This window comes from Serinibacter arcticus (assembly GCF_004786095.1).
GTDB classification, from domain to species: Bacteria; Actinomycetota; Actinomycetes; order Actinomycetales; family Beutenbergiaceae; genus Litorihabitans; species Litorihabitans arcticus.
The window spans coordinates 326,619-344,867 of sequence record NZ_RHPJ01000003.1 but is presented as its reverse complement, the minus strand read 5'-3'; the positions used below and the strand labels follow the sequence as shown (position 1 = coordinate 344,867).

Below are 18,249 nucleotides of genomic sequence, written 5' to 3'. Positions count from 1 at the left end.
CGTCGTCGGCCCACAAGTCCAAGAATATACCTGCCTTTTACTCTTCCGTCGTGCTGCGCCCAGGTGCTGGACGCGGCCCTGAGTCGCCCCTGACCGAGTCCCTGACGCGGTCCAGCTCGTCGGGCTCGACGTCCTCCTCCTCCAGGGTGGAGGCCGCCGTGGCGCTCGATCCGGGCGACGCCGCCTCGACCTCCTCCGGGGCACGGCCCGGCAGCCACACGGTCGTGTCGCGACCCGGGTGCCGCCGTCCGACGACGACGAACGCGACCAGCGCGAGGACGCCGACGACGATCGAGGTCCATACGTTCAGCCGGAGCCCGGCGATGAGCTGCGCCTCGTCGATGCGGAGCGACTCGATGAAGCCGCGGCCCGCCGTGTACAGGACGACGTAGAGCAGGAACACGCGGCCGTGACCGAGGCGGAAGCGGCGGTCGACCCACACCAGGACGGCGGCGGCCAGCAGGTTCCAGATCAGCTCGTACAGGAAGGTCGGGTGGAACAGGACCCCGGGGAACGCGTCGATCTGCAGACCCCACGGCAGCGTGGTCTCGCTGCCGTACAGCTCCTGGTTGAAGTAGTTGCCGATGCGGCCGACGGCCTGCGCGACCAGGAGCCCGGGCGCGAGCGAGTCGGCGAACGGCGCGAACCGCAGTCCGGCGCGACGGAGCCCGATCCAGGCGCCCACGGCGCCGAGCGCGATCGCACCCCAGATCCCGAGGCCGCCCTCCCAGATCAGGGGGATGCGGGCCAGGTTGCCGTCGGGACCGAAGTACGCGTCTGGCGAGGTGATGACGTGGTAGATCCGGGCGCCGATGATGCCCATCACCACGGCCCACACGACGACCGAGCCGATCTGCTCCTCCGGCCCGCCGCGTTCCCGGTAGCGCCGCACGAGGATCACGTACGCCAGCACGCCGCCCAGCAGGATGGCGATCGCGTAGGCGCGCAGGGGCAGCGGACCGAGGTGCCAGGTGTGCTCGGGCGGGCTGGGGATCCCGGCCGCCAGCGTCGTGACCCTGTCCATCGCGCTCATCGCCGTCCTCCCCGGACACCCTGCGCCAGGGCCGCGGCGGTCCGCCGCAGCGCGTCGAGATCACCCTGCGTGCCGAGGGCGCGCACGAGGGCCGACCCGACGATGACGCCGTCGGCGTACGTGGCGATCTCGGCGGCCTGCTCCGGCGTCGAGACGCCGAGACCGACGCAGACCCGCTCGGCGCCCGCGGCGCGGGTGTCGGCCACGAGCCGCTCGGCGGCGTCGCCCACGCTCGTGCGCGTGCCCGTCACCCCCATCACCGACGCCGCGTAGACGAAGCCCCGACTGGCTGCCGCGGTCATCTCCAGCCGCTCCGGAGTCGAGCTCGGCGCGACGAGGAAGATCCGGTCGAGTCCGTGGACGTCGGCGGCCGTCATCCACTCGGAGCCCTCGTCGGGGACGAGGTCCGGCGTGATCAGGCCCGCTCCCCCGGCGGCGGCCAGGTCGCGCGCGAACCTCTCGACGCCGTAGCGCAGGATCGGGTTGTAGTAGCTCATGACCGCGACGGCGGCGCCGGTCTGCGCGATCCGCTCGACGGCGCCGAACACGTCACGCGTGCGGACCCCGCCGGCGAGCGCGTGCTCGGCCGCGTGCTGGATCACGGGGCCGTCGAGCACCGGGTCGGTGTAGGGCAGGCCGAGCTCGACGACGTCGACCCCCGCCTCCACCATGGCCCGCGCCGCGGCGACGGACGTGTCCAGGTCGGGGAAGCCGAGCGGCAGGTAGCCGACCAGCGCTGCACGGTTCTCGGCGCGGGTGGCGTCGATGCGCGCACCCGTCGTCAGATTGGTCACGGTGGTCACGCGCGTCCCTCCTTGGCCTCGGCGTCGTCGACGTCGAGGACCTCGAACCAGCGCCCGGCCGTCGCGACGTCCTTGTCGCCGCGACCGGACAGGTTGATCAGGATGATCGGCAGCTCGTCGGGATCCCCACCGCCGGCGGCGTAGGACTCCTTCACCCGATCGGCGACGCGGATGGCCCCGGCCAGGGCGTGCGCGCTCTCGATGGCCGGGATGATGCCCTCGGTCAGGCAGAGGAGCCGGAACGCGTCCATCGCCTGCGCGTCCGTGACGGGCTGGTAGGTGACCCGCTTGATGTCGTACAACCAGGCGTGCTCCGGCCCGACGCTGGCGTAGTCCAGCCCGGCCGAGATCGAGTCGGTCGGGAGGATCTGACCGTCCTCGTCGTGCAGCACGTAGCTCTTGGCGCCCTGGAGGACACCGATCGAACCGCCGGCGAACCGCGCGGCGTGCTCACCCTCGGCGCTGCCGTGGCCGCCGGCCTCGAAGCCGTAGAGCGCGACGGACTCCTCGTCGAGGAAGGCGTTGAAGATGCCGATGGCGTTGGAGCCACCCCCGACGCACGCGGCGATCGCCGACGGCAGCCGGCCCGTGCGCTCGAGCAGCTGCTCGCGCGCCTCCTCGCCGATGACGCGCTGGAAGTCCCGGACCATCTGCGGGAACGGGTGCGGTCCGGCGGCGGTGCCCAGGAGGTAGTGGGTCGTCTCGACGTTCGCGACCCAGTCGCGCAGCGCCTCGTTGACGGCGTCCTTGAGCGTGCGCGACCCGATCGTCACGGGGACGACGGTCGCGCCGAGCAGGCGCATCCGGGCGACGTTCAGCGCCTGCCGCTCGGTGTCCTTCTCGCCCATGTAGACGATGCACTCGAGGCCGAGCATGGCGCACGCCGTCGCGGTGGCGACACCGTGCTGGCCCGCTCCGGTCTCGGCGATGACTCGCGTCTTGCCCATCCGCTTGACGAGCAGCGCCTGCCCGAGCGCGTTGTTGATCTTGTGCGACCCGGTGTGGTTGAGGTCCTCGCGCTTGAGGAAGACCCTGACGCCACCGATCCGCTCGGCGAACCGCGGCGCCTCCGACAGCGGGGAGGGGCGCCCCACGTACTCGCGCTGCAGCCGCTGCAGCTCGGTCACGAACTCCGGGTCGAGCTGCGCCTTCTGCCAGACCTCGGTCAGCTCGTCCAGCGCGGCGATGAGTGCCTCGGGCACCCATCGGCCACCGAAGACACCGAAGTAGGGACCGGCGACGTCGGCCAGGGGCGTGGTCGGCGGGGCGGGTGTGGCGGGCGGCGTGCTGGAGCTGGTGGACACGAGAGCTCGTGGAACCTTCCTGCGTGGTGGATCGCCCGGTGGACCGGGTCGGGGTCGGCCGGTCACCTGCGTGGCCGGACGGTGTCGCCGGACGGCTGGTGGCCCGGACGAGGTCGGTGTGGCTGCCGGCTAGTGGCGCAGCGCGCGCAGTGCCGGGTGGGCCCCGGCGGCGACGAGGTCGGCGACGGCGGCGCGCGGGTCGCCCGAGCGCACCAGCGTCTCGCCGACGAGCACCGCATCAGCGCCGGCCCTCGCGTGCTCCATGACGTCGTGCGGTCCGCGCACGGCGGACTCGGCGATCTTGGCCACGTGGTCGGGGAGGACGTCGACGACGGCCGCGAACGTCGCGCGGTCGACCTCGAGCGTGCGGAGGTCGCGCGCGTTGATGCCGACGATCCGGGCGCCGGCGTCGACCGCCCGCCGGGCCTCCTCGGCGTTGTGCGCCTCGACGAGGGCCGACATCCCGAGGGAGTGGATGCGCTCGACGAACGAGGTCAGCACGGTCTGCTCGAGCGCGGCGACGATCAGCAGCACGAGATCGGCGCCGTGGGCGCGCGCCTCCCAGATCTGGTACGGCGTGACGACGAAGTCCTTGCGCAGGACGGGGACGTCGACGGCGGCGCGCACGGCGTCGAGATCCGCCAGGCTCCCCTTGAAGCGACGCTCCTCGGTCAGCACGGAGATGACGGCGGCGCCGCCGGACTCGTAGGACGCGGCGAGCGCACCCGGGTCCGGGATCGGCGACAGGTCGCCCTTGCTGGGGCTCGCGCGCTTGATCTCCGCGATGACCTGCACGGCCTCGGCGACCTTCAGCCGGTCGTAGCAGCTCTTGGCGTGCGGCAGCGACGCGGCACGTTCCTTCAGGGCGTCGAGGCTCGTGACGGCCTTCCTGGCTGCCACGTCCTCCTGGACGCCGGCGACGATCTCCTCGAGCACGGTCACGACGGTTCCCTCCGTTTGCTGTGCACCAGGGTAGGCCCAGCGCGGGGGCTCCGACGCCACGGTCCGCCGCGCCGCACCGGCGCGGCGGCGCCCGGTGCGGTCACGGGATCGCGAGCGGCCCGAGGTAGGGGCTGAGCAGGGGGACGTTGCGCAGCGCCCAGAACGCACCGAGCCCGACGGCGAGGGTCACCGCTGCCCACGTCGGCGGGCTCCACGGCGCCTCACCCCGCGCGGCGTCCCTGAACCACCGTGCGAGCAGCGCCAGCAGCACGGGCGCGCCCAGCACGACCAGGGGGTTGTACGACCAGGCGGCAGCGACGTCGCCGTGCACCAGCTCGTACGTGCCGCGCAGACCGCCGCACCCCGGGCACGCCAGACCGAGCAGCGCACTGGGGCAGAAGCCGTAGCTGCCCGCCACGTGCGGGGAGCGCAGCGCGAGCAGCACCGCCCCGCCGAGCGCGACCCCGCCGAGACCGAGCGGCAGCCACCACGAACCACCCCCGCGACGCTGGGCGTCGGCGGGGGTGGCGGTGGGGCGGGGCGCGGTCACGGGGTCCTCGACGTGAGGTCGATCAGCTGAAGTCGCGCATCATCTCGGCGAACTCGGGGCTCTGCAGCACCACGACGAGGGTGATGATGCTGGCCACGATGCCCACGAAGCCCAGGATGACGCCCGTCAGGCTGAGACCCCGGTTCGAGGCGATCCCCTTCTTCGCGGCGCTGAGCCCGAAGAAGCCGACGACGACCGCGCCGATGCCGATCAGGGTCGCGACCCAGGTGGTGCAGAACAGCACGACCGAGAGGATGCCCAGCACCAGGGCGGTGATGCCGAGCGCGTTGCGCTGCGTCGGGTTGGTGCCGGAACCACCCGCGTAGGGCGAGGGGCCGCCGAAACCGGGCTGGCCGCCGTAGGGCTGCTGCTGGAACGGGGGCGGGCCACCGAGCTGCTGCTCGGAGCCGGGCTGCGCGCCGCCGTAGGGGTTCGCGGGCGGGGGCACCGGGGAGCCGAAGCCCTCGGACGGTGCGCCGTACTGCGGCGGCTGCTGCGACGAGGGCTGCTGGCCCTCGGGGAGACGTGCGCCGTAGCGGGGCTCGCCGTCGGGCTGGTCGTCAGAGCCGTTCGAGGGGGGCGGGGGGTAGGACACAGGTTCTCCTTGGCGTCGGTTCGCGGACGTCGAGGTGGCGGACGTCGAGACCGGAGGGACCGGTTCGCGGTCGAGCCTACTGTCGCGGACCTGGCGGGCGGGGGCCGGGCTCGCGGGCCCGTCAGCGGCTCTCAGGAGCCGGTGACTCCCGACGCGATCGCGAACACCCAGAAGACGGCGCCGCAGACGGCGGAGACGATCGCCCACGTCCGAGCGTTCGCCGACGCCCGGCGCGCACCCTCCAGGTCCCCCGCCGCCCACTTCGAGGAGACCTGCGACCCGAAGACGATCGAGACGACGCCGATCGGGATGCAGCACAGGAACGTGGTCAGGATCGCCCACACGAGGTGGTTGGGCGGCGGGAAGCCGACCGGTCCGCGCGCGTACGGACCCTGCACGCCGTACGGGGGCTGGCCGCCGTACGGAGGCTGGCCGCCGTACGGTCCGTAGCCAGACGGCGTCGTCGGCGGCAGCGGGGGCGGCGAGCCGTAGGACCCGGGAGGACCGGGAACCTCGGGGACGCCGTAGCCGCCCGTCCCGGCGTCGTGGGCGGAGGGGTCGGGAATCGCGTACGGGTCGGGCGTGCCGTACCGCGGGGGGACGTCGTCGGGCTCGTCGCCCTGCCGCGGCGGGTAGCTCAACGCGAGGCGTTCGTGAGGTCGGCGCCGCCGTTGCGGCCCTTGCTCCTGGGGGACGTCGAGGAGTGCTCGGCCTCGGCGTGCTCGGCCTTCGCCTCCCCCGCCTTCGCGTGGTCGGCGGGCTCCGGCGCGGGCTGGCCGAGACCGGCCGCGCGGAGCGCGACCCCGGCGACGAGCACGAGGGCGATGACGATCCCACCGGCCCAGACGAGCGGCATGATCGCGGCGATCATCCCGGCGCCGAGGATGGCGGAGCCGATCATCAGGCCGTAGCAGACGAGCCAGCCCGCGGGCGTGCGCCCCTCGTTGTGGAACGGCGAGGCGGGGGGCAGCTTGTCACCCTCGGGGTGGATGAGAACCAGGTCGCGGTGGGCCACGGGTGCTCCAGGTGTCTGGCGGAACGTCGTCCGCAGGAAAGGTCCGCCTCCATCGTAGTGGGAGCCCCCGCCCGGGGACGCGATCAGCGCGTCGGGTCCTCCCCGCGCGTCAGGGCGTCCCAGTCGTCGACCTGCGCGGCGCGTGCCGCGGGCGTGTCGGTGGCACCGGAGGAGCGCTCGACCGGGGCGGACGGCGGGACCGCGCCCTCCGCCGTCGCGCCGGGTGCGGTGCCGGACGAGGTGCCGCTCGAGGCGGGTCGCTCGTACCGGCTGCGCCCGGCCACGGCCGGCGGCGCGAGGGCGAGGGCCACCCCGGACAGCGCGAGCAGCACGGCAGCGCCCGCGGCCACGACGCCCCACGGCGTCCGCGAGACCTCGCCCGCGAGCTCCGGCACGCCGCTGGTCTCGGCGGCGAGCCGTGCCAGTGGGGTGACGGGGTCGAGCAGGGCGGACACGCACGCGGCGACGACGCCGACCCCGGCGAGCGCGAGCACGCCCGCGACGACCCTGGCCAGCACGCCGCGCGCGAGCAGGTAGGCGACGAGCCCGGCGGCCACGACGAGGATCAGGGCCCCGAGGATCGGCGAGGCACCGGTGCCCGCGACGACTACCTCCACGCGTCCCTGCACCGAGTCGACCGGGGCGCTGAACCACGGCAGCGCGGCGAGCGCGAAGGTCGCGACGGCCGTCAGCGTGACGGCACCCATCGACCGGCCGCGGGTCGGCCTCATCGGGCACCCCCCGGGGTGAGCCGCGCGGCGAGCTGCACCGCGCGGACGACGGCGGCGGCCTTGTTCACGCACTCGGCGTGCTCGGCGCTCGGGCGGGAGTCGGCGACGATCCCGGCGCCGGCCTGCACGTGGGCGGTGCCGTTCTTGATCACCGCCGTGCGGATAGCGATCGCCATGTCGAGGTTGCCCGCGAGGTCGAGGTAGCCCACCGTCCCGCCGTAGACGCCGCGCCTGGCGGGTTCGAGCTCGTCGATGATCGCCACGGCGCGCGGCTTGGGCGCACCGCTGAGGGTGCCGGCGGGGAACGTGGCGGTGAGGGCGTCCAGCGCCGTCGATCCCGGCGCGAGGGTCGCCGTCACGGTCGAGCAGATGTGCATGATGTGGCTGAACCGCCGGACGTCCATGAACTCGCTCACGCGCACGGTGGCGGGGTCGGAGATCTTGGACAGGTCGTTGCGGCCGAGGTCGACGAGCATGAGGTGCTCGGCCCGCTCCTTCGGGTCCGCCAGGAGCTCGGCCTGCAGCTCGGCGTCCTGCTCGGCGTCCTTGCCCCGGGGGCGCGAGCCCGCGATCGGGTAGGTCATCACGGTGTCGCCGTGGACCTGGGCGAGCGTCTCCGGGCTGGAGCCGACCACCGCGAACTCGCCGCCGTCGGCGTCGCTCAGGTGCACGCAGTACATGTACGGGCTGGGGTTGAGCGAGCGCAGCGCGCGGTAGACGTCGATCGCCGGTGCCGGGCAGTCGACGTCGAACCGCTGCGAGAGCACGATCTGGAAGGCCTCGCCGTCCCGGATGCGCTCCTTGGCGACGTCGACGACGCGCTCGTACTCCTCCTGCGTCGTGCGCGGACGGACCTGCGGAACGACGGCGTCGCGCGCCAGACCCGCCGCACCGGTCGCGGCGGGCGTCGCGAGCCCGCGCTCCATCGCGTCCAGGCGCGCGACGGCGGCGGCGTGCGCCTCGTCCACGCGCTCGTCGGAGCCGTCCCCGTTGATGGCGTTGGCGATGAGCCAGACGACGCCGCCGTGGTGGTCGACCACCACGAGGTCCTCCACCAGGCACAGCGCGACGTCCGGCACGTCGACCTCGACGGCGGCGTGGGCCACGAGCGTCGGCTCCCAGTACCGGATCGCGTCCCAGCCGATCGCGCCGACGAACCCGCTGGTCAGCGGGGGCAGTCCCGCGACCGGGTCGGTGGCGAGCTGGTCGAGCGCGTCGGCGAGGACCTCCAGCGGGTCACCGTCGGTCCGCAGCCCGGCCGGGACGTCCCCCGTCCAGACGGCGCGGCCGTCGCGCGAGGTGAGCGTGGCGCGCGAGCTGACACCGATGAAGGAGTAGCGGTCCCACGTGCCGTCGGCGGCCGCGGACTCGAGGATGAACGTCCCGGGCCGCGCCTGTGCCAGCGAGCGGTACACGCCCACCGGGGTGAGTCCGTCGGCGAGCAGCTGTCGCACCACGGGCACGACGCGGTGGGTGGCCGCGAGGTGGCGGAACTCCGACGCCGACGGCCAGGTCTCGCCCCAGCTCAGCGTGGCGGGCAGGGCGACGCCGCTCACGCGGCACCCTCGCCGTCGACCGGTGCCTCGCCGACGACGACCGGCAGCCGACCGCCCGCGAGGAAGCACGTCCGCTCCCCCGTGTGGCACGCCGCGCCGACCTGCTGCACGCGGACGAGCAGCGCGTCGCCGTCGCAGTCGATCGCGACAGAGCGCACGTGCTGCGTGTGGCCGGAGGAGTCCCCCTTGCGCCAGTACTCGCGGCGCGAGCGGCTCCAGAACGTGACGCGGCCGGTCGTCAGGGTGCGGTGCACGGCCTCGTCGTCCATCCAGCCGAGCATGAGCACGTCGCCCGAGACGTCGTCCTGGACGACGGCGGCGACGAGCCCTGCCTCGTCCCTGGACAGGCGTGCGGCGATGGCGGGATCGAGGGAGGTCACGGTCGTCATCTTTTCACGCCGGGAGGTTCGCCGGTCGGCGTGGAAGGATCGTGGGATGAGCGCCGACGACGATCTCCGTACGGGCCCTCGGGCCGACCTCGTGGCGGCGCTTCGTGCCGCCCGACCGACCGACCCGACGCTGTGCGAGGGCTGGGAGGCGCGGCACCTGGCCGCGCACGTGGTGCTGCGCGAGCGCAGGCCGGTGCAGGTGGCCCTCAGCATGGCCCGCTCGGTCGATCCGACGGCCGGTCTCGCCGACGGGGCGCGCGACGCCGAGGGCTACGCGCGTCTCGTGGACCAGGTCGAGGAGGGGCCCTCGCGGCTCAGCCCGCTCGAGTGGGCCCCCGTCGCCAACGTCGTGGAGTTCCTCGTGCACGCCGCGGACGTGCGTCGCGGCAACGGTCTCCCGGAGACGCAGGCCGAGCTTCCCGAGCACCTGACCACCGCCGTCTGGCGCTCGGTCCGGCCGATGGCCACGCTGCGCTACCGCCGCTCCGCGGCACGCGGCGGCGTCGGGCTGGTGCTCGTCTCGCCGCTGGCGCGGGCCGTGCTGGCCCGCGGCGAGCGCTCGGCCGTGCTGTCGGGCACGCCGCTCGAGCTCGCGCTGTGGGTCTCGGGCCGCGAGCGGGCGTCGCTTGCCACGGTCGAGGGGCCGGACGACGCCGTCGCCGCGTTCCTCGCCGCGCACACCGACCTGCCCCCGCACCTGCGCTGACGCCGGGCCGGTCGCCGGTCAGCGCGTCGCGGACAGCCAGGACGCGAACATCGCGGAGTAGCCCTCGCCCCTGGCCAGGAGCTCCTCGTGCGTCCCGACCTCGGCGATCTCGCCGTCGGTGACCACCACCACCAGGTCGGACTGCGCCGCCGTCGAGAGCCGGTGCGCGATCGTGATGGAGGTGCGACCCGCCATCGCCCGCGTCAGCGCGCGCGCCGTGCGCAGCTCGGTGGCGGGGTCGACGGCGGAGGTCGCCTCGTCCAGCACGAGCAGGTCGGCACCGACCACCTGGGTCCGCAGCAGCGCGACGAGCTGCCGCTCACCGGCCGAGAGCGACTCCCCGCGCTGGCCGACGGGCGTGTCGAGCCCCTGCGGCAGCGACGCGACCCAGTCCTCGAGCTCGAGCTCGGCGACGGCGGCCTCGACCCTGGCCCTGGCCCCCGGCGCCTCGGGGTCCGGCAGGCCGTAGGCGACGTTCCCGGCCACGGTCGTGTCGAACAGGAAGCCCTCCTGCGTGAGGGTCACGACGCGTCGGCGCAGATCGACGTCGGCGACGTCGCGCACGTCCACGCCCCCGATCAGCACACGGCCGGCGGCCGGATCGGTGAAGCGCGTGACCAGCCGGGCGATCGTGGTCTTGCCCGACCCCGTGCGCCCTACGACGGCGACGCGCGTGGTGGCCGGGATGTCGAGCGTGATCCCCCGCAGCACCGGCGGGCCGCCGGGGTAGGCGAACGTGACGTCCTCGAGACGGACGCCGAGCGGTCCGGAGGGCAGGGTCGCCGGGCGGGCGGGCTCGACGACGTCGATCGGCGTCTCCAAGAGCGACAGCACGCGGCGCCACCCGGCGACGGCGTTCTGCAGCTCGTTGAGGACCTCGGTCGCGTTCTGCACCGGCCCGACGAAGAGCTGCACGAGGAACAGCACGGCCAGCAGGTGACCGACGCTGATCTCCCCCGCCACCCCGAGGAACGACCCGGCGACCACGACGGCCGACAGCGCGACGCCCGACAGCAGCACCCCGGTGGAGAACGCGGCTGCGGCCAGGGTCTGGGCGCGCACGGCGGAGTTGCGGTGCTCCCGCACGGCGGTGTCGAGGCGGGACTGCGTGCGGATGCCGATGCCGTAGGCGCGGATGGTGTGCGCGCCGACGACGGACTCCGACACGGCGGCGAGCATCGAGCCGACCTTCACGCGGACCAGGAGGTAGGCGACGTTGAGCGACTTCTGGGCGCGCGGCGCCAGCAGCGCCATCGGCACGAGGCACAGCCAGACGAGGACCGCCAGCTGCCAGGAGTAGATCGCCATCGCCACGGTCGCGGCGAGGATCTGCAGCGAGGAGAGCACCAGCATGATGCCGCCCCACTGGACGAACTGGCTGATGGTGTCGACGTCGCTGGTCACGCGCGAGACGAGCGCACCGCGGCGCTCGGTGTTCTGCGTGAGGACGGACATGTCGTGCACGTGACGGAACGCGGTCGTGCGCAGCTGCGCGAGGCCCGCCTCGGTCGAGGCGAACAGCCGGGCGTTCGAGAGCGCGGCGCAGACGGAGGCGACCAGCAGCACGCACGCGGCGAGCAGCGCCGTCGTGATGACGACGCCGACGTCGGGACCACCGGGGGCGAGCACGCCCAGGTCGGTCGCGCGCTGCACCGCGAACGGCACGACGATGCGGCCGGCGGTGGCCAGCGCCGCGAGCCCGAGCGTGAGCCAGATGCCGCGCAGCATGAGCGGGGACTCGTGGACGCCGCGACGCACGGTCGCGATGACGCCGAGCTCGGAGGCCGGGGTGATGCCGCTGCTCACTTCTCCACCTCCGTGGTGCGGTCGCGCTCGTAGGCCGAGAGGAGGTCGGCGAAGCCCGGGGAACGGGAGACGAGATCGGCGACCGTCCCGACGGCGAGCACGCGGCCGCGCTCGAGGTGGACGACGACGTCGGCCAGCGCGATGGTCGCCGGACGGTAGGCCGCCATGACGACGGTGGGCGCCCCCGTGCCGACGCCTGCCTCGCCGAGGCTCGTGAGGATCTCGCGCTCGACGACGGGGTCGAGCGCGGAGGTGGCGTCGTCCAGCAGGAGCAGGCGCGGCCGGCGCACGAGGGCGCGCGCGATCGCGACGCGCTGCCGCTGGCCGCCCGACAGGCTCGTGCCACGCTCGCCGAGCATGGTGTCCAGGCCGTCGGGCAGGGCCGCGACGACGTCGTCCACCCGCGCCCGGCGCAGGGCCTCCCAGACCACGTCGTCGGAGGTCTCCTCGTCGCCGGGAGCGTCCAGCGCGATGTTGCCGCGGACCGAGTCGTCGAAGATGAACGCGTCCTGCGCGGCGTAGGCCACCGTGCGGGAGAGCTCGGCGTAGGCGAGAGCCGAGGCGTCGACGCCGTCGATCAGCACGCTGCCGGCCGTGGGCCGGGTGAGCTGGCTGACGACGTCGAGCAGCGTGGACTTGCCCGCTCCGGTGGTCCCGACGACGGCGACGCGCGTGCCCGGGGCGACGCTGAGGGTGACGTCGCGCAGCAGCTCGACGGGGCCGTCCGGCCCGGACACGGTCAGCCCGACGTCGGCGAGCTCGAGGCTCGCTCCCCCGGCCTGGCCGGGGGCACCGACGCTGCCGAGACGGTCGCGGTCGACCGGCGAGTCCAGCACCGAGGAGATGCGGTCGTGGCCGACCAGCGAGCGCGGAAGCTCGCCGAGCACGAAGCCGATGGCCCTGACCGGGAACGTCATGACGGTCAGGAGGTAGGCGGCCGTGACCACGTCGCCGGGGGCCGCGCCGCCGTCGCGGACCTGCTGCGCACCGACGACGAGCACCAGCAGCGTCGCGGCGGCCGGGATGAGGTCGATGACGGGGTCGAACACGGCACGGATCCTGCCCGCGCGGGTGTTCGCCTCGCGCAGCCGGTCGGTGGCCGCCGCGAACGTGGCCTCCTCGCGGTCGGCGGTGCCGAGCGACTTCACGACGAGCGCGGCCTCGAAGCTGGCGTGCGCGGCGTCGGCGACCCGCGCCCGCTGCTCCTGGGCGTGCGAGACCACCGGGGAGACCGCGCGGCGGTAGACGGCGTTCGCGGCCACGACGACGGGGAGCACCGCGAGGCCGATCAGCCCGAGCGCCCAGTTCGCGGCGAACATCGCGCCGCTCGCGGCGAGGAGCATCGCCATGACGCCGATCGCGAACGGCAGCGGCACGAACACGCCCGCGGCCGCCTCGACGTCGGAGCTGGCGTGGGCCAGCAGCTGGCCCGTGGGGTGCTTGCGGTGCCAGGACATGGGGAGCCGGAGGTACTGGCGCGTGACCTTGCGGCGGTGCGAGGCCTGGACGTCGAAGGCGACCATCCCGGCGTAGATGCGGCGGATCGCGACGGACACGCTCGTGACGAGCGAGACGAGCAGCAGCGCACCGCCCATGAGCCAGACGTCCCGCGAGGTCACGCCGTCGCCCGCGACCGCCGGGACGATGACCTCGTCGGTCGCGCGCCCGAGCAGCCAGCCGGAGGCCACGGTCCCGAGGCCGTAGAGGGTGGAGAAGACGATCGCGATCGTGGCGGCGCGGCGCTGCTCGCGCAGCCCCCGCCCGATCAGGGCGAAGGACCGCCGCAGCTCACCCCCGCGCAGTCGTGAGCCGGTCACCTCACCACGTGGCCCGCACCACGCAGCGCGTCCTTGACGCCGGCGATCGTCAGCGTGCCGAAGTGGAAGACGCTGGCCGCGAGCACGGCGTCGGCGCCGGTGGCCGCGGCCGCGACGAAGTCCTGCGTCGTGCCGGCGCCGCCGCTGGCGACCAGCGGCACGTCGACGGCGGCCCGCACGGCCGTGAGCATCTCGATGTCGAACCCGTCCTTGGTGCCGTCGGCGTCGATGGAGTTGAGCAGGACCTCGCCGGCGCCGCGGTCGGCCGCCTCGCTGGCCCAGGTGACGGCGTCGATCCCCGTGCCGCGACGACCGCCGTGGGTGGTGACCTCGAAACCGGAGGGGGTCTCGACACCGGGCGGGCAGCGGCGCGCGTCGACGGAGACCACGAGGACCTGGTTGCCGAACCGGCGCGTGATGTCCCCGATGAGCTCGGGGCGAGCGATGGCGGCGGTGTTCACGCCGACCTTGTCGGCGCCGGCGCGGAGCAGCGCCTCGACGTCGCTGACGCTGCGCACACCGCCGCCGACGGTGAGCGGGACGAAGATCTGCTCGGCGGCGGCGGTCACGGTCTCGAGCGTCGTGGCGCGGCCGGACGTGGAGGCGCTGACGTCGAGGAACGTGATCTCGTCCGCACCCTCGGCGTCGTAGCGCCGGGCGAGCTCGACCGGGTCGCCGGCGTCGCGCAGACCCTCGAACCGGACGCCCTTCACCACCCGACCGGCGTCGACATCCAGGCAGGGGACGACGCGGAGAGCAACGGGCATGTCTCGAGTTTACGCCCCGGCGGGACCGGTTCCGCCGTCCGAGCACGCGGACCGGACGATCCTGCAAGCGGTTCCAGTGCGGACGGCCCTACTGCGTGGTCGGCGTGTCCGTCGGGCGCTCGACGCCGGGCGAGGTGGCGGGCGTCTGCCCCTCGGTCCCTGCCGGGTCGAGGGCCACGTCCGCCGTCGCCAGGACGTCCACGACGTACACGAGCGTGTCCGGGCTCGAGGCGTCGGTGGGCGGGGCCACGACCAGGACCTGCGAGCCGACCGTCTGCTCGACCAGCGCGCCGCGCAGCGCCACGCCCAGGTCGGCGAGCGGGACCGCCCGGGGTCCGCTCCCCCACGTCGAGTCGACGACCGCGCCGTCGGACCAGCGCACCGCCATGACCTGCAGCACGACGGACTGCTCCGACCCGACCTGCGGTCCGGCGCCCTTGACCGTGACGGCGAACCGCGAGCCGGTCGGCGGATCCTCGGCGGGCACGGTGACCGCGGGGGCACCCGTCTCGTCCAGGGTGACGGTGGGGAGGCCGGGCTCGGGCTCGCGCGTCTGACCGGTGGCCCTGACCGGGAGCACGTCGACCACGAGGACGTGCGGGCTGGGACGGGCGGCCGTGCCGAGCTCGATCCGCTCGACGCGGCTGCCGACCGTCACGCCCTGGAGCAGCGCGTGCAGCGGCTGGCCGAGCGACTCGGCGGACAGCGTCCGGATCTCGGGGAGCTCGGGGTAGGTGTCCGCCACGGTCTCGCCCGTGGCGATGTCGATCGCGACGTAGTCCAGGAGCACGCTGTCGCCGTCGGCGAGGACCGGCCCGTCACCCGTGATGAGGACGCCCGAGCTCGTCGCCTCGACCTCGGTGCCCGGCGGGACGGTGATGGTGGGCCGGACGCCGAACTGCCCGGCGACCTCGATCTCGGCCGTCGCGGTCGGCGTGGGCTCGGGCTCGCTGCGGCAGGACGCCAGACCGCCGACGGCGAGCAGTCCCACCGCGACGGCGGCGACCAGGCGGCGGGCCGTCATCGCATGCTCGCGATCAGCCGGTCCACCCGCTCGTCCTGGGACTTGAACGGGTCGGAGCACAGCACGGTGCGCTGCGCCACGTCGTTGATCTTCAGGTGGACCCAGTCCACGGTGTGGTCGCGGCGGGCCTCCTGCGCCGCGCGGACGAAGTCCCCCCGCAGCTTGGCTCGCGTGGTGGCCGGCGGCGTCTCGGTGGCCACGGCGACCTCCGAGTCGGTCGTGACGCGCTGCACCAGACCCTTCGCCTCCATGGAGGCCAGCAGACCGTCGGTGCGCGAGATGTCGTGGTAGGCGAGCAGGAGGCGGGCGATGCGGGAATCGCCGAGGCCGACGCCCTGCCGCTCGCGGTAGCGACCGATCAGGCGCTCCTTGATGGCCCAGTCCAGCTCGGTGTCCACGAGCGCGTGGTCGTCGTCGGCCACGGCCCGCAGCCCGCGCTCCCACAGGTCGAGCACCCACGCGGTCGTGGCGGAGGTGTCGCCCGTCGAGGCGACGAAGTCCTGGGCGCGCGAGAGCAGCTCGGCCTGCACGTCGATCGCGGTCGTGGCGGCACCCGAGCTGCGCGCCACGGGTGCGCGGCCGGTCATGTCGTGGCTGATGTCGCGGATCGCACGCACGGGGTTCTCCAGGGCCACGTCCCGCAGGTGGACACCGTTCTCGAGCATCCGCAGCACGAGGTCGGTGGTGCCGAGCTTGAGCATGGTGGTCGGCTCGGCCATGGTCGAGTCGCCCACGATGACGTGCAGGCGGCGGTAGGCCTCGGCGTCGGCGTGCGGCTCGTCGCGCGTGTTGATGATCGGGCGCGACCGGGTGGTGGCTGAGGACACCGTCTCCCAGATGTGGTCGGCGCGCTGCGAGAAGCAGTAGCGGGCGCCCCGGGGACCGTCGAGCACGTGACCGGCGCCCGTGAGGATCTGCCGCGTGACGAAGAACGGGATGAGCACCTCGGCCGTGCGGGCGAAGTCGGAGCGTCGACGGATGAGGTAGTTCTCGTGGCAGCCGAAGGAGTTGCCGTGCGAGTCGACGTTGTTGCGCAGCAGGTGGAGGCGGCCGGGCAGACCCTCCGCCTGCATGCGCTGGTGCGCGTCGTCCAGGAGGTCCGCGAGGATGCGCACGCCCGCGGCGTCCTGCACCACGGCCTGCCGGATGTCGTCGGCCTCGGCGGTGGCGTACTCGGGGTGGCTGCCGACGTCGAGGTAGAGCCGGGCGCCGTTGCGCAGGAACACGTTGCTCGAGCGACCCCACGCGACCACGGTGCGGAACAGGTAGCGGGCCGCCTCGTCGGCGCTCATCGCGCGGCCGTCCGGCGCGGCACAGGTGATCCCGTACTCGGTCTCGAGGCCGAAGATCCGCCGGGTCTCGACGGTGCTCGCGGTGTCGCCGGGACGGGACGGCTCAGACATGTCCGCCACCGAGCTCGTGCGCCGCGGCGAGGCGACGGAACGCGCGGCGGGTCCGCCCGCGATCAAGCACCGCGGCCTCGAGCTGACCGGGGTCGATGCTCGCCGTCGCGGAGTCCTCGCGGTGCTCCAGCGCCGTGAGCGCGAGCCGGAGCGCGCCGGCCAGGCTCATCCCGGGGCGCCAGCCGTCGGTGACGATCTGCTGCCGGCTCTCGGCCTGGCCGCCGATCACCACGTGGTGGGTCTCCTCCACGAGCGTGCCGTCGAAGGAGAGCCGGTACAGCTGGTCGCCCTCGGGGCGCGGGGCGACCTCGGCCACCACGAGCTCCACCTCGTAGGGCTTGGCCTCCGCGGTGAAGATCGAACCGAGGGTCTGGGCGTAGGAGTTCGCCAGACCGCGCACGCTGACGTCGGCGCGGTCGTAGGCGTACCCGCGAAGATCGGCGTAGCGGATGCCGGCCACGCGCAGGGACTCGAACTCGTGGTACTTCCCCACGGCGGCGAACGCGATCCGGTCGTAGATCTCGCTGATCTTGTGCAGCGCGCGGGAGGGGTTGTGGGTCGCGAACACGATGCCGTCGGCGCACGTCATCGCGACGACGGCGCGGCCGCGGGCGACGCCCTTGCGCGCGTAGTCGGCGCGATCCTTCATGACCTGCTCGGGCGAGACGTAGAACGGCATGCTCATGCGGTCACCTCCTCGCCCGGGCGCGCAGCGCCAGGATCCGCTCGACGTGCCCGGCGAGCTCGGTCTCGGAGACCCGTCGGTAGCCGGCGGCGTCGACCCGCGCGACCACGGGGAAGATGCCGCGCACGACGTCGACCCCGCCGGTGGCCGAGTCGTCGTCGGCGGCGTCCAGCAGGGCCGCGACGGCGACCTCGACCGCCTCGGACTCGCTCAGCGCCGAGTGCCAGAGGTTCTTCAGGCTGCCGCGCGCGAAGACGGAGCCGGAGCCGATCGAGTGGTAGTGACGCTCCTCGTAGCGGCCGCCGACCACGTCGTAGGAGTACAGGCGCGCCTGGCCGGTGACGGCCGTGATCGCGGCGACGGCAGCAGGAACGTCGTCGGGACGTCCGTCGGGCGCCGTCGCGGTCGGCTCCCCCACGATCGCGCGCGGGGCGGCCTCGAAACCGCAGAACAGCGGGATGGCCACGAGCCCCTGGCTCGCGAGCGGGAGGTTGGCGCGCACGAGGCGGGCGAGCCGGTTGGCCTTGCCCTCGAGGGAGAGCGGCGTGCCCTCGAGCTTCTCGTAGTGCTCGAGCTCGAGCTGGAAGAGGCGCACCAGGTCGAGGCCGATGCCCGCGGCTCCGGCGATGCCGATGGCCGAGGCGCCGTCGGCCGGGAAGACCTTCTCGATCTCGCGGTGGGCGATGTACGTCCCGGACGTCGCGCGCCGGTCACCGGCCATCACGACCCCGCCGGGGTAGGTCAGCGCGACGATCGTGGTGGCGTGCGCCTGCTCGAGCTCGCCGTCGGCACCGCGGTCCTGCCGCACGGCCAGCAGCTCGGGGGCCACCTCGTCCAGGAAGTCCACGAACGAGGACCGACCCGCGCTCAGGTAGGCGTCGGGGAGCCGCGGTCCACGCCCTCGCGACTCGGGGCTCACTGGCCGCCCTTCTGGACGAACCCGCGCACGAAGGACTCGGCGTTGGTCTCCAGGACGTCGTCGATCTCGTCGAGCAGGTCGTCGACCGCCTGGGTCGAGGCTGCGGGGGTCGTGGGAACGGGGGCCGCGCCCTCGTCGTCGCCCTCGCCGCCGCGCGGGCTGAAGTGCTGGGTCGTCACGGTGCTCCTCCTCGATTCTTCGGTT

20 protein-coding genes are annotated in these 18,249 nt (G+C 73.9%); 1 reads left to right on the top strand and 19 read right to left on the bottom strand.

The features are described 5' to 3' along the window. Positions 1-37 precede the first annotated feature (37 nt). From lgt to hisI, 11 genes are all read right to left on the bottom strand, one after another. Entirely contained in the window at positions 38-1,033 is a 996-nt protein-coding gene (gene lgt / locus SERN_RS10670) for a prolipoprotein diacylglyceryl transferase (RefSeq protein ID WP_135850111.1), read from the bottom strand. Further along, entirely contained in the window at positions 1,030-1,836 is an 807-nt protein-coding gene (gene trpA / locus SERN_RS10665) for a tryptophan synthase subunit alpha (RefSeq protein WP_408640866.1), read from the bottom strand. Before trpA ends, lgt begins: the two co-directional genes overlap by 4 nt. Further along, complete coding sequence (gene trpB / locus SERN_RS10660) at positions 1,833-3,140, bottom strand: tryptophan synthase subunit beta (protein WP_199241594.1); 1,308 nt, start codon at positions 3,138-3,140, stop codon at positions 1,833-1,835. Before trpB ends, trpA begins: the two co-directional genes overlap by 4 nt. Positions 3,141-3,269: 129 nt before the next feature. Further along, positions 3,270-4,082, bottom strand: a complete 813-nt coding sequence (gene trpC, locus SERN_RS10655; RefSeq protein WP_135850109.1) for an indole-3-glycerol phosphate synthase TrpC — start codon at positions 4,080-4,082, stop codon at positions 3,270-3,272. A gap of 100 nt (positions 4,083-4,182) precedes the next feature. After that, positions 4,183-4,632 carry a DUF2752 domain-containing protein gene (locus SERN_RS10650; RefSeq protein WP_233251618.1) on the bottom strand — a complete coding sequence of 150 codons (450 nt, stop codon included), beginning with the start codon at positions 4,630-4,632 and terminating at the stop codon, positions 4,183-4,185. Positions 4,633-4,654: 22 nt separating this feature from the next. Then, on the bottom strand, positions 4,655-5,227 hold the full coding sequence (locus SERN_RS10645) for a DUF4190 domain-containing protein (protein WP_135850108.1): 573 nt from the start codon (positions 5,225-5,227) through the stop codon (positions 4,655-4,657). A 131-nt stretch (positions 5,228-5,358) separates the two neighbouring features. Continuing rightward, complete coding sequence (locus tag SERN_RS15590) at positions 5,359-5,868, bottom strand: CD225/dispanin family protein (RefSeq protein WP_199241593.1); 510 nt, start codon at positions 5,866-5,868, stop codon at positions 5,359-5,361. Next, entirely contained in the window at positions 5,865-6,242 is a 378-nt protein-coding gene (locus SERN_RS10635; RefSeq protein WP_135850107.1) for an HGxxPAAW family protein, read from the bottom strand. Before SERN_RS10635 ends, SERN_RS15590 begins: the two co-directional genes overlap by 4 nt. An 83-nt stretch (positions 6,243-6,325) precedes the next feature. Further along, on the bottom strand, positions 6,326-6,973 hold the full coding sequence (locus tag SERN_RS10630) for a Trp biosynthesis-associated membrane protein (protein WP_135850106.1): 648 nt from the start codon (positions 6,971-6,973) through the stop codon (positions 6,326-6,328). After that, positions 6,970-8,529, bottom strand: coding sequence for an anthranilate synthase component I (locus SERN_RS10625; protein WP_199241592.1), 1,560 nt, complete (start codon positions 8,527-8,529; stop codon positions 6,970-6,972). Before SERN_RS10625 ends, SERN_RS10630 begins: the two co-directional genes overlap by 4 nt. Then, a complete protein-coding gene (hisI, locus tag SERN_RS10620) occupies positions 8,526-8,918 on the bottom strand; it encodes a phosphoribosyl-AMP cyclohydrolase (protein ID WP_135850104.1) in 393 nt (130 codons plus the stop codon). The genes SERN_RS10625 and hisI overlap by 4 nt, the downstream gene beginning before the upstream one ends. A gap of 46 nt (positions 8,919-8,964) precedes the next feature. Here hisI and SERN_RS10615 point away from each other — a divergent pair, with 46 nt between their 5' ends. Continuing rightward, positions 8,965-9,624, top strand: a complete 660-nt coding sequence (locus SERN_RS10615; protein WP_135850103.1) for a TIGR03085 family metal-binding protein — start codon at positions 8,965-8,967, stop codon at positions 9,622-9,624. 18 nt (positions 9,625-9,642) lie between these two features. On the opposite strand, the gene SERN_RS10610 is transcribed toward SERN_RS10615, so the two are convergent. From SERN_RS10610 to SERN_RS10575, 8 genes are all read right to left on the bottom strand, one after another. After that, positions 9,643-11,430, bottom strand: coding sequence for an ABC transporter ATP-binding protein (locus tag SERN_RS10610; protein ID WP_233251617.1), 1,788 nt, complete (start codon positions 11,428-11,430; stop codon positions 9,643-9,645). Beyond that, a complete protein-coding gene (locus tag SERN_RS10605) occupies positions 11,427-13,247 on the bottom strand; it encodes an ABC transporter ATP-binding protein (protein ID WP_135850102.1) in 1,821 nt (606 codons plus the stop codon). The genes SERN_RS10610 and SERN_RS10605 overlap by 4 nt, the downstream gene beginning before the upstream one ends. After that, positions 13,244-14,014, bottom strand: coding sequence for an imidazole glycerol phosphate synthase subunit HisF (gene hisF / locus SERN_RS10600; RefSeq protein WP_135850101.1), 771 nt, complete (start codon positions 14,012-14,014; stop codon positions 13,244-13,246). Before hisF ends, SERN_RS10605 begins: the two co-directional genes overlap by 4 nt. Before the next feature lie 88 nt (positions 14,015-14,102). Continuing rightward, positions 14,103-15,038 (bottom strand): FKBP-type peptidyl-prolyl cis-trans isomerase, encoded by a 936-nt coding sequence (locus SERN_RS10595; protein WP_135850100.1) that lies wholly within the window; start codon positions 15,036-15,038, stop codon positions 14,103-14,105. Further along, complete coding sequence (gene pafA, locus SERN_RS10590; protein WP_135850099.1) at positions 15,035-16,441, bottom strand: Pup--protein ligase; 1,407 nt, start codon at positions 16,439-16,441, stop codon at positions 15,035-15,037. The genes SERN_RS10595 and pafA overlap by 4 nt, the downstream gene beginning before the upstream one ends. Next, on the bottom strand, positions 16,434-17,126 hold the full coding sequence (prcA, locus tag SERN_RS10585; RefSeq protein ID WP_135850098.1) for a proteasome subunit alpha: 693 nt from the start codon (positions 17,124-17,126) through the stop codon (positions 16,434-16,436). The genes pafA and prcA overlap by 8 nt, the downstream gene beginning before the upstream one ends. 4 nt (positions 17,127-17,130) lie before the next feature. Continuing rightward, positions 17,131-18,045, bottom strand: coding sequence for a proteasome subunit beta (locus SERN_RS10580; RefSeq protein WP_135850097.1), 915 nt, complete (start codon positions 18,043-18,045; stop codon positions 17,131-17,133). Then, positions 18,042-18,224, bottom strand: a complete 183-nt coding sequence (locus SERN_RS10575; protein ID WP_135850096.1) for a ubiquitin-like protein Pup — start codon at positions 18,222-18,224, stop codon at positions 18,042-18,044. Before SERN_RS10575 ends, SERN_RS10580 begins: the two co-directional genes overlap by 4 nt. Positions 18,225-18,249 lie beyond the last annotated feature (25 nt).

Excerpts from the sequence above, each read along its gene's own strand:
- lgt (WP_135850111.1), bottom strand. The coding sequence starts at position 1,033 with ATGAGCGCGATGGACAGGGTCACGACGCTGGCGGCCGGGATCCCCAGC.
- SERN_RS10630 (WP_135850106.1), bottom strand. The coding sequence starts at position 6,973 with ATGAGGCCGACCCGCGGCCGGTCGATGGGTGCCGTCACGCTGACGGCC.
- hisI (WP_135850104.1), bottom strand. The coding sequence starts at position 8,918 with ATGACGACCGTGACCTCCCTCGATCCCGCCATCGCCGCACGCCTGTCC.
- SERN_RS10615 (WP_135850103.1), top strand. The coding sequence starts at position 8,965 with ATGAGCGCCGACGACGATCTCCGTACGGGCCCTCGGGCCGACCTCGTG.
- hisF (WP_135850101.1), bottom strand. The coding sequence starts at position 14,014 with ATGCCCGTTGCTCTCCGCGTCGTCCCCTGCCTGGATGTCGACGCCGGT.
- SERN_RS10595 (WP_135850100.1), bottom strand. The coding sequence starts at position 15,038 with ATGACGGCCCGCCGCCTGGTCGCCGCCGTCGCGGTGGGACTGCTCGCC.
- pafA (WP_135850099.1), bottom strand. The coding sequence starts at position 16,441 with ATGTCTGAGCCGTCCCGTCCCGGCGACACCGCGAGCACCGTCGAGACC.
- prcA (WP_135850098.1), bottom strand. The coding sequence starts at position 17,126 with ATGAGCATGCCGTTCTACGTCTCGCCCGAGCAGGTCATGAAGGATCGC.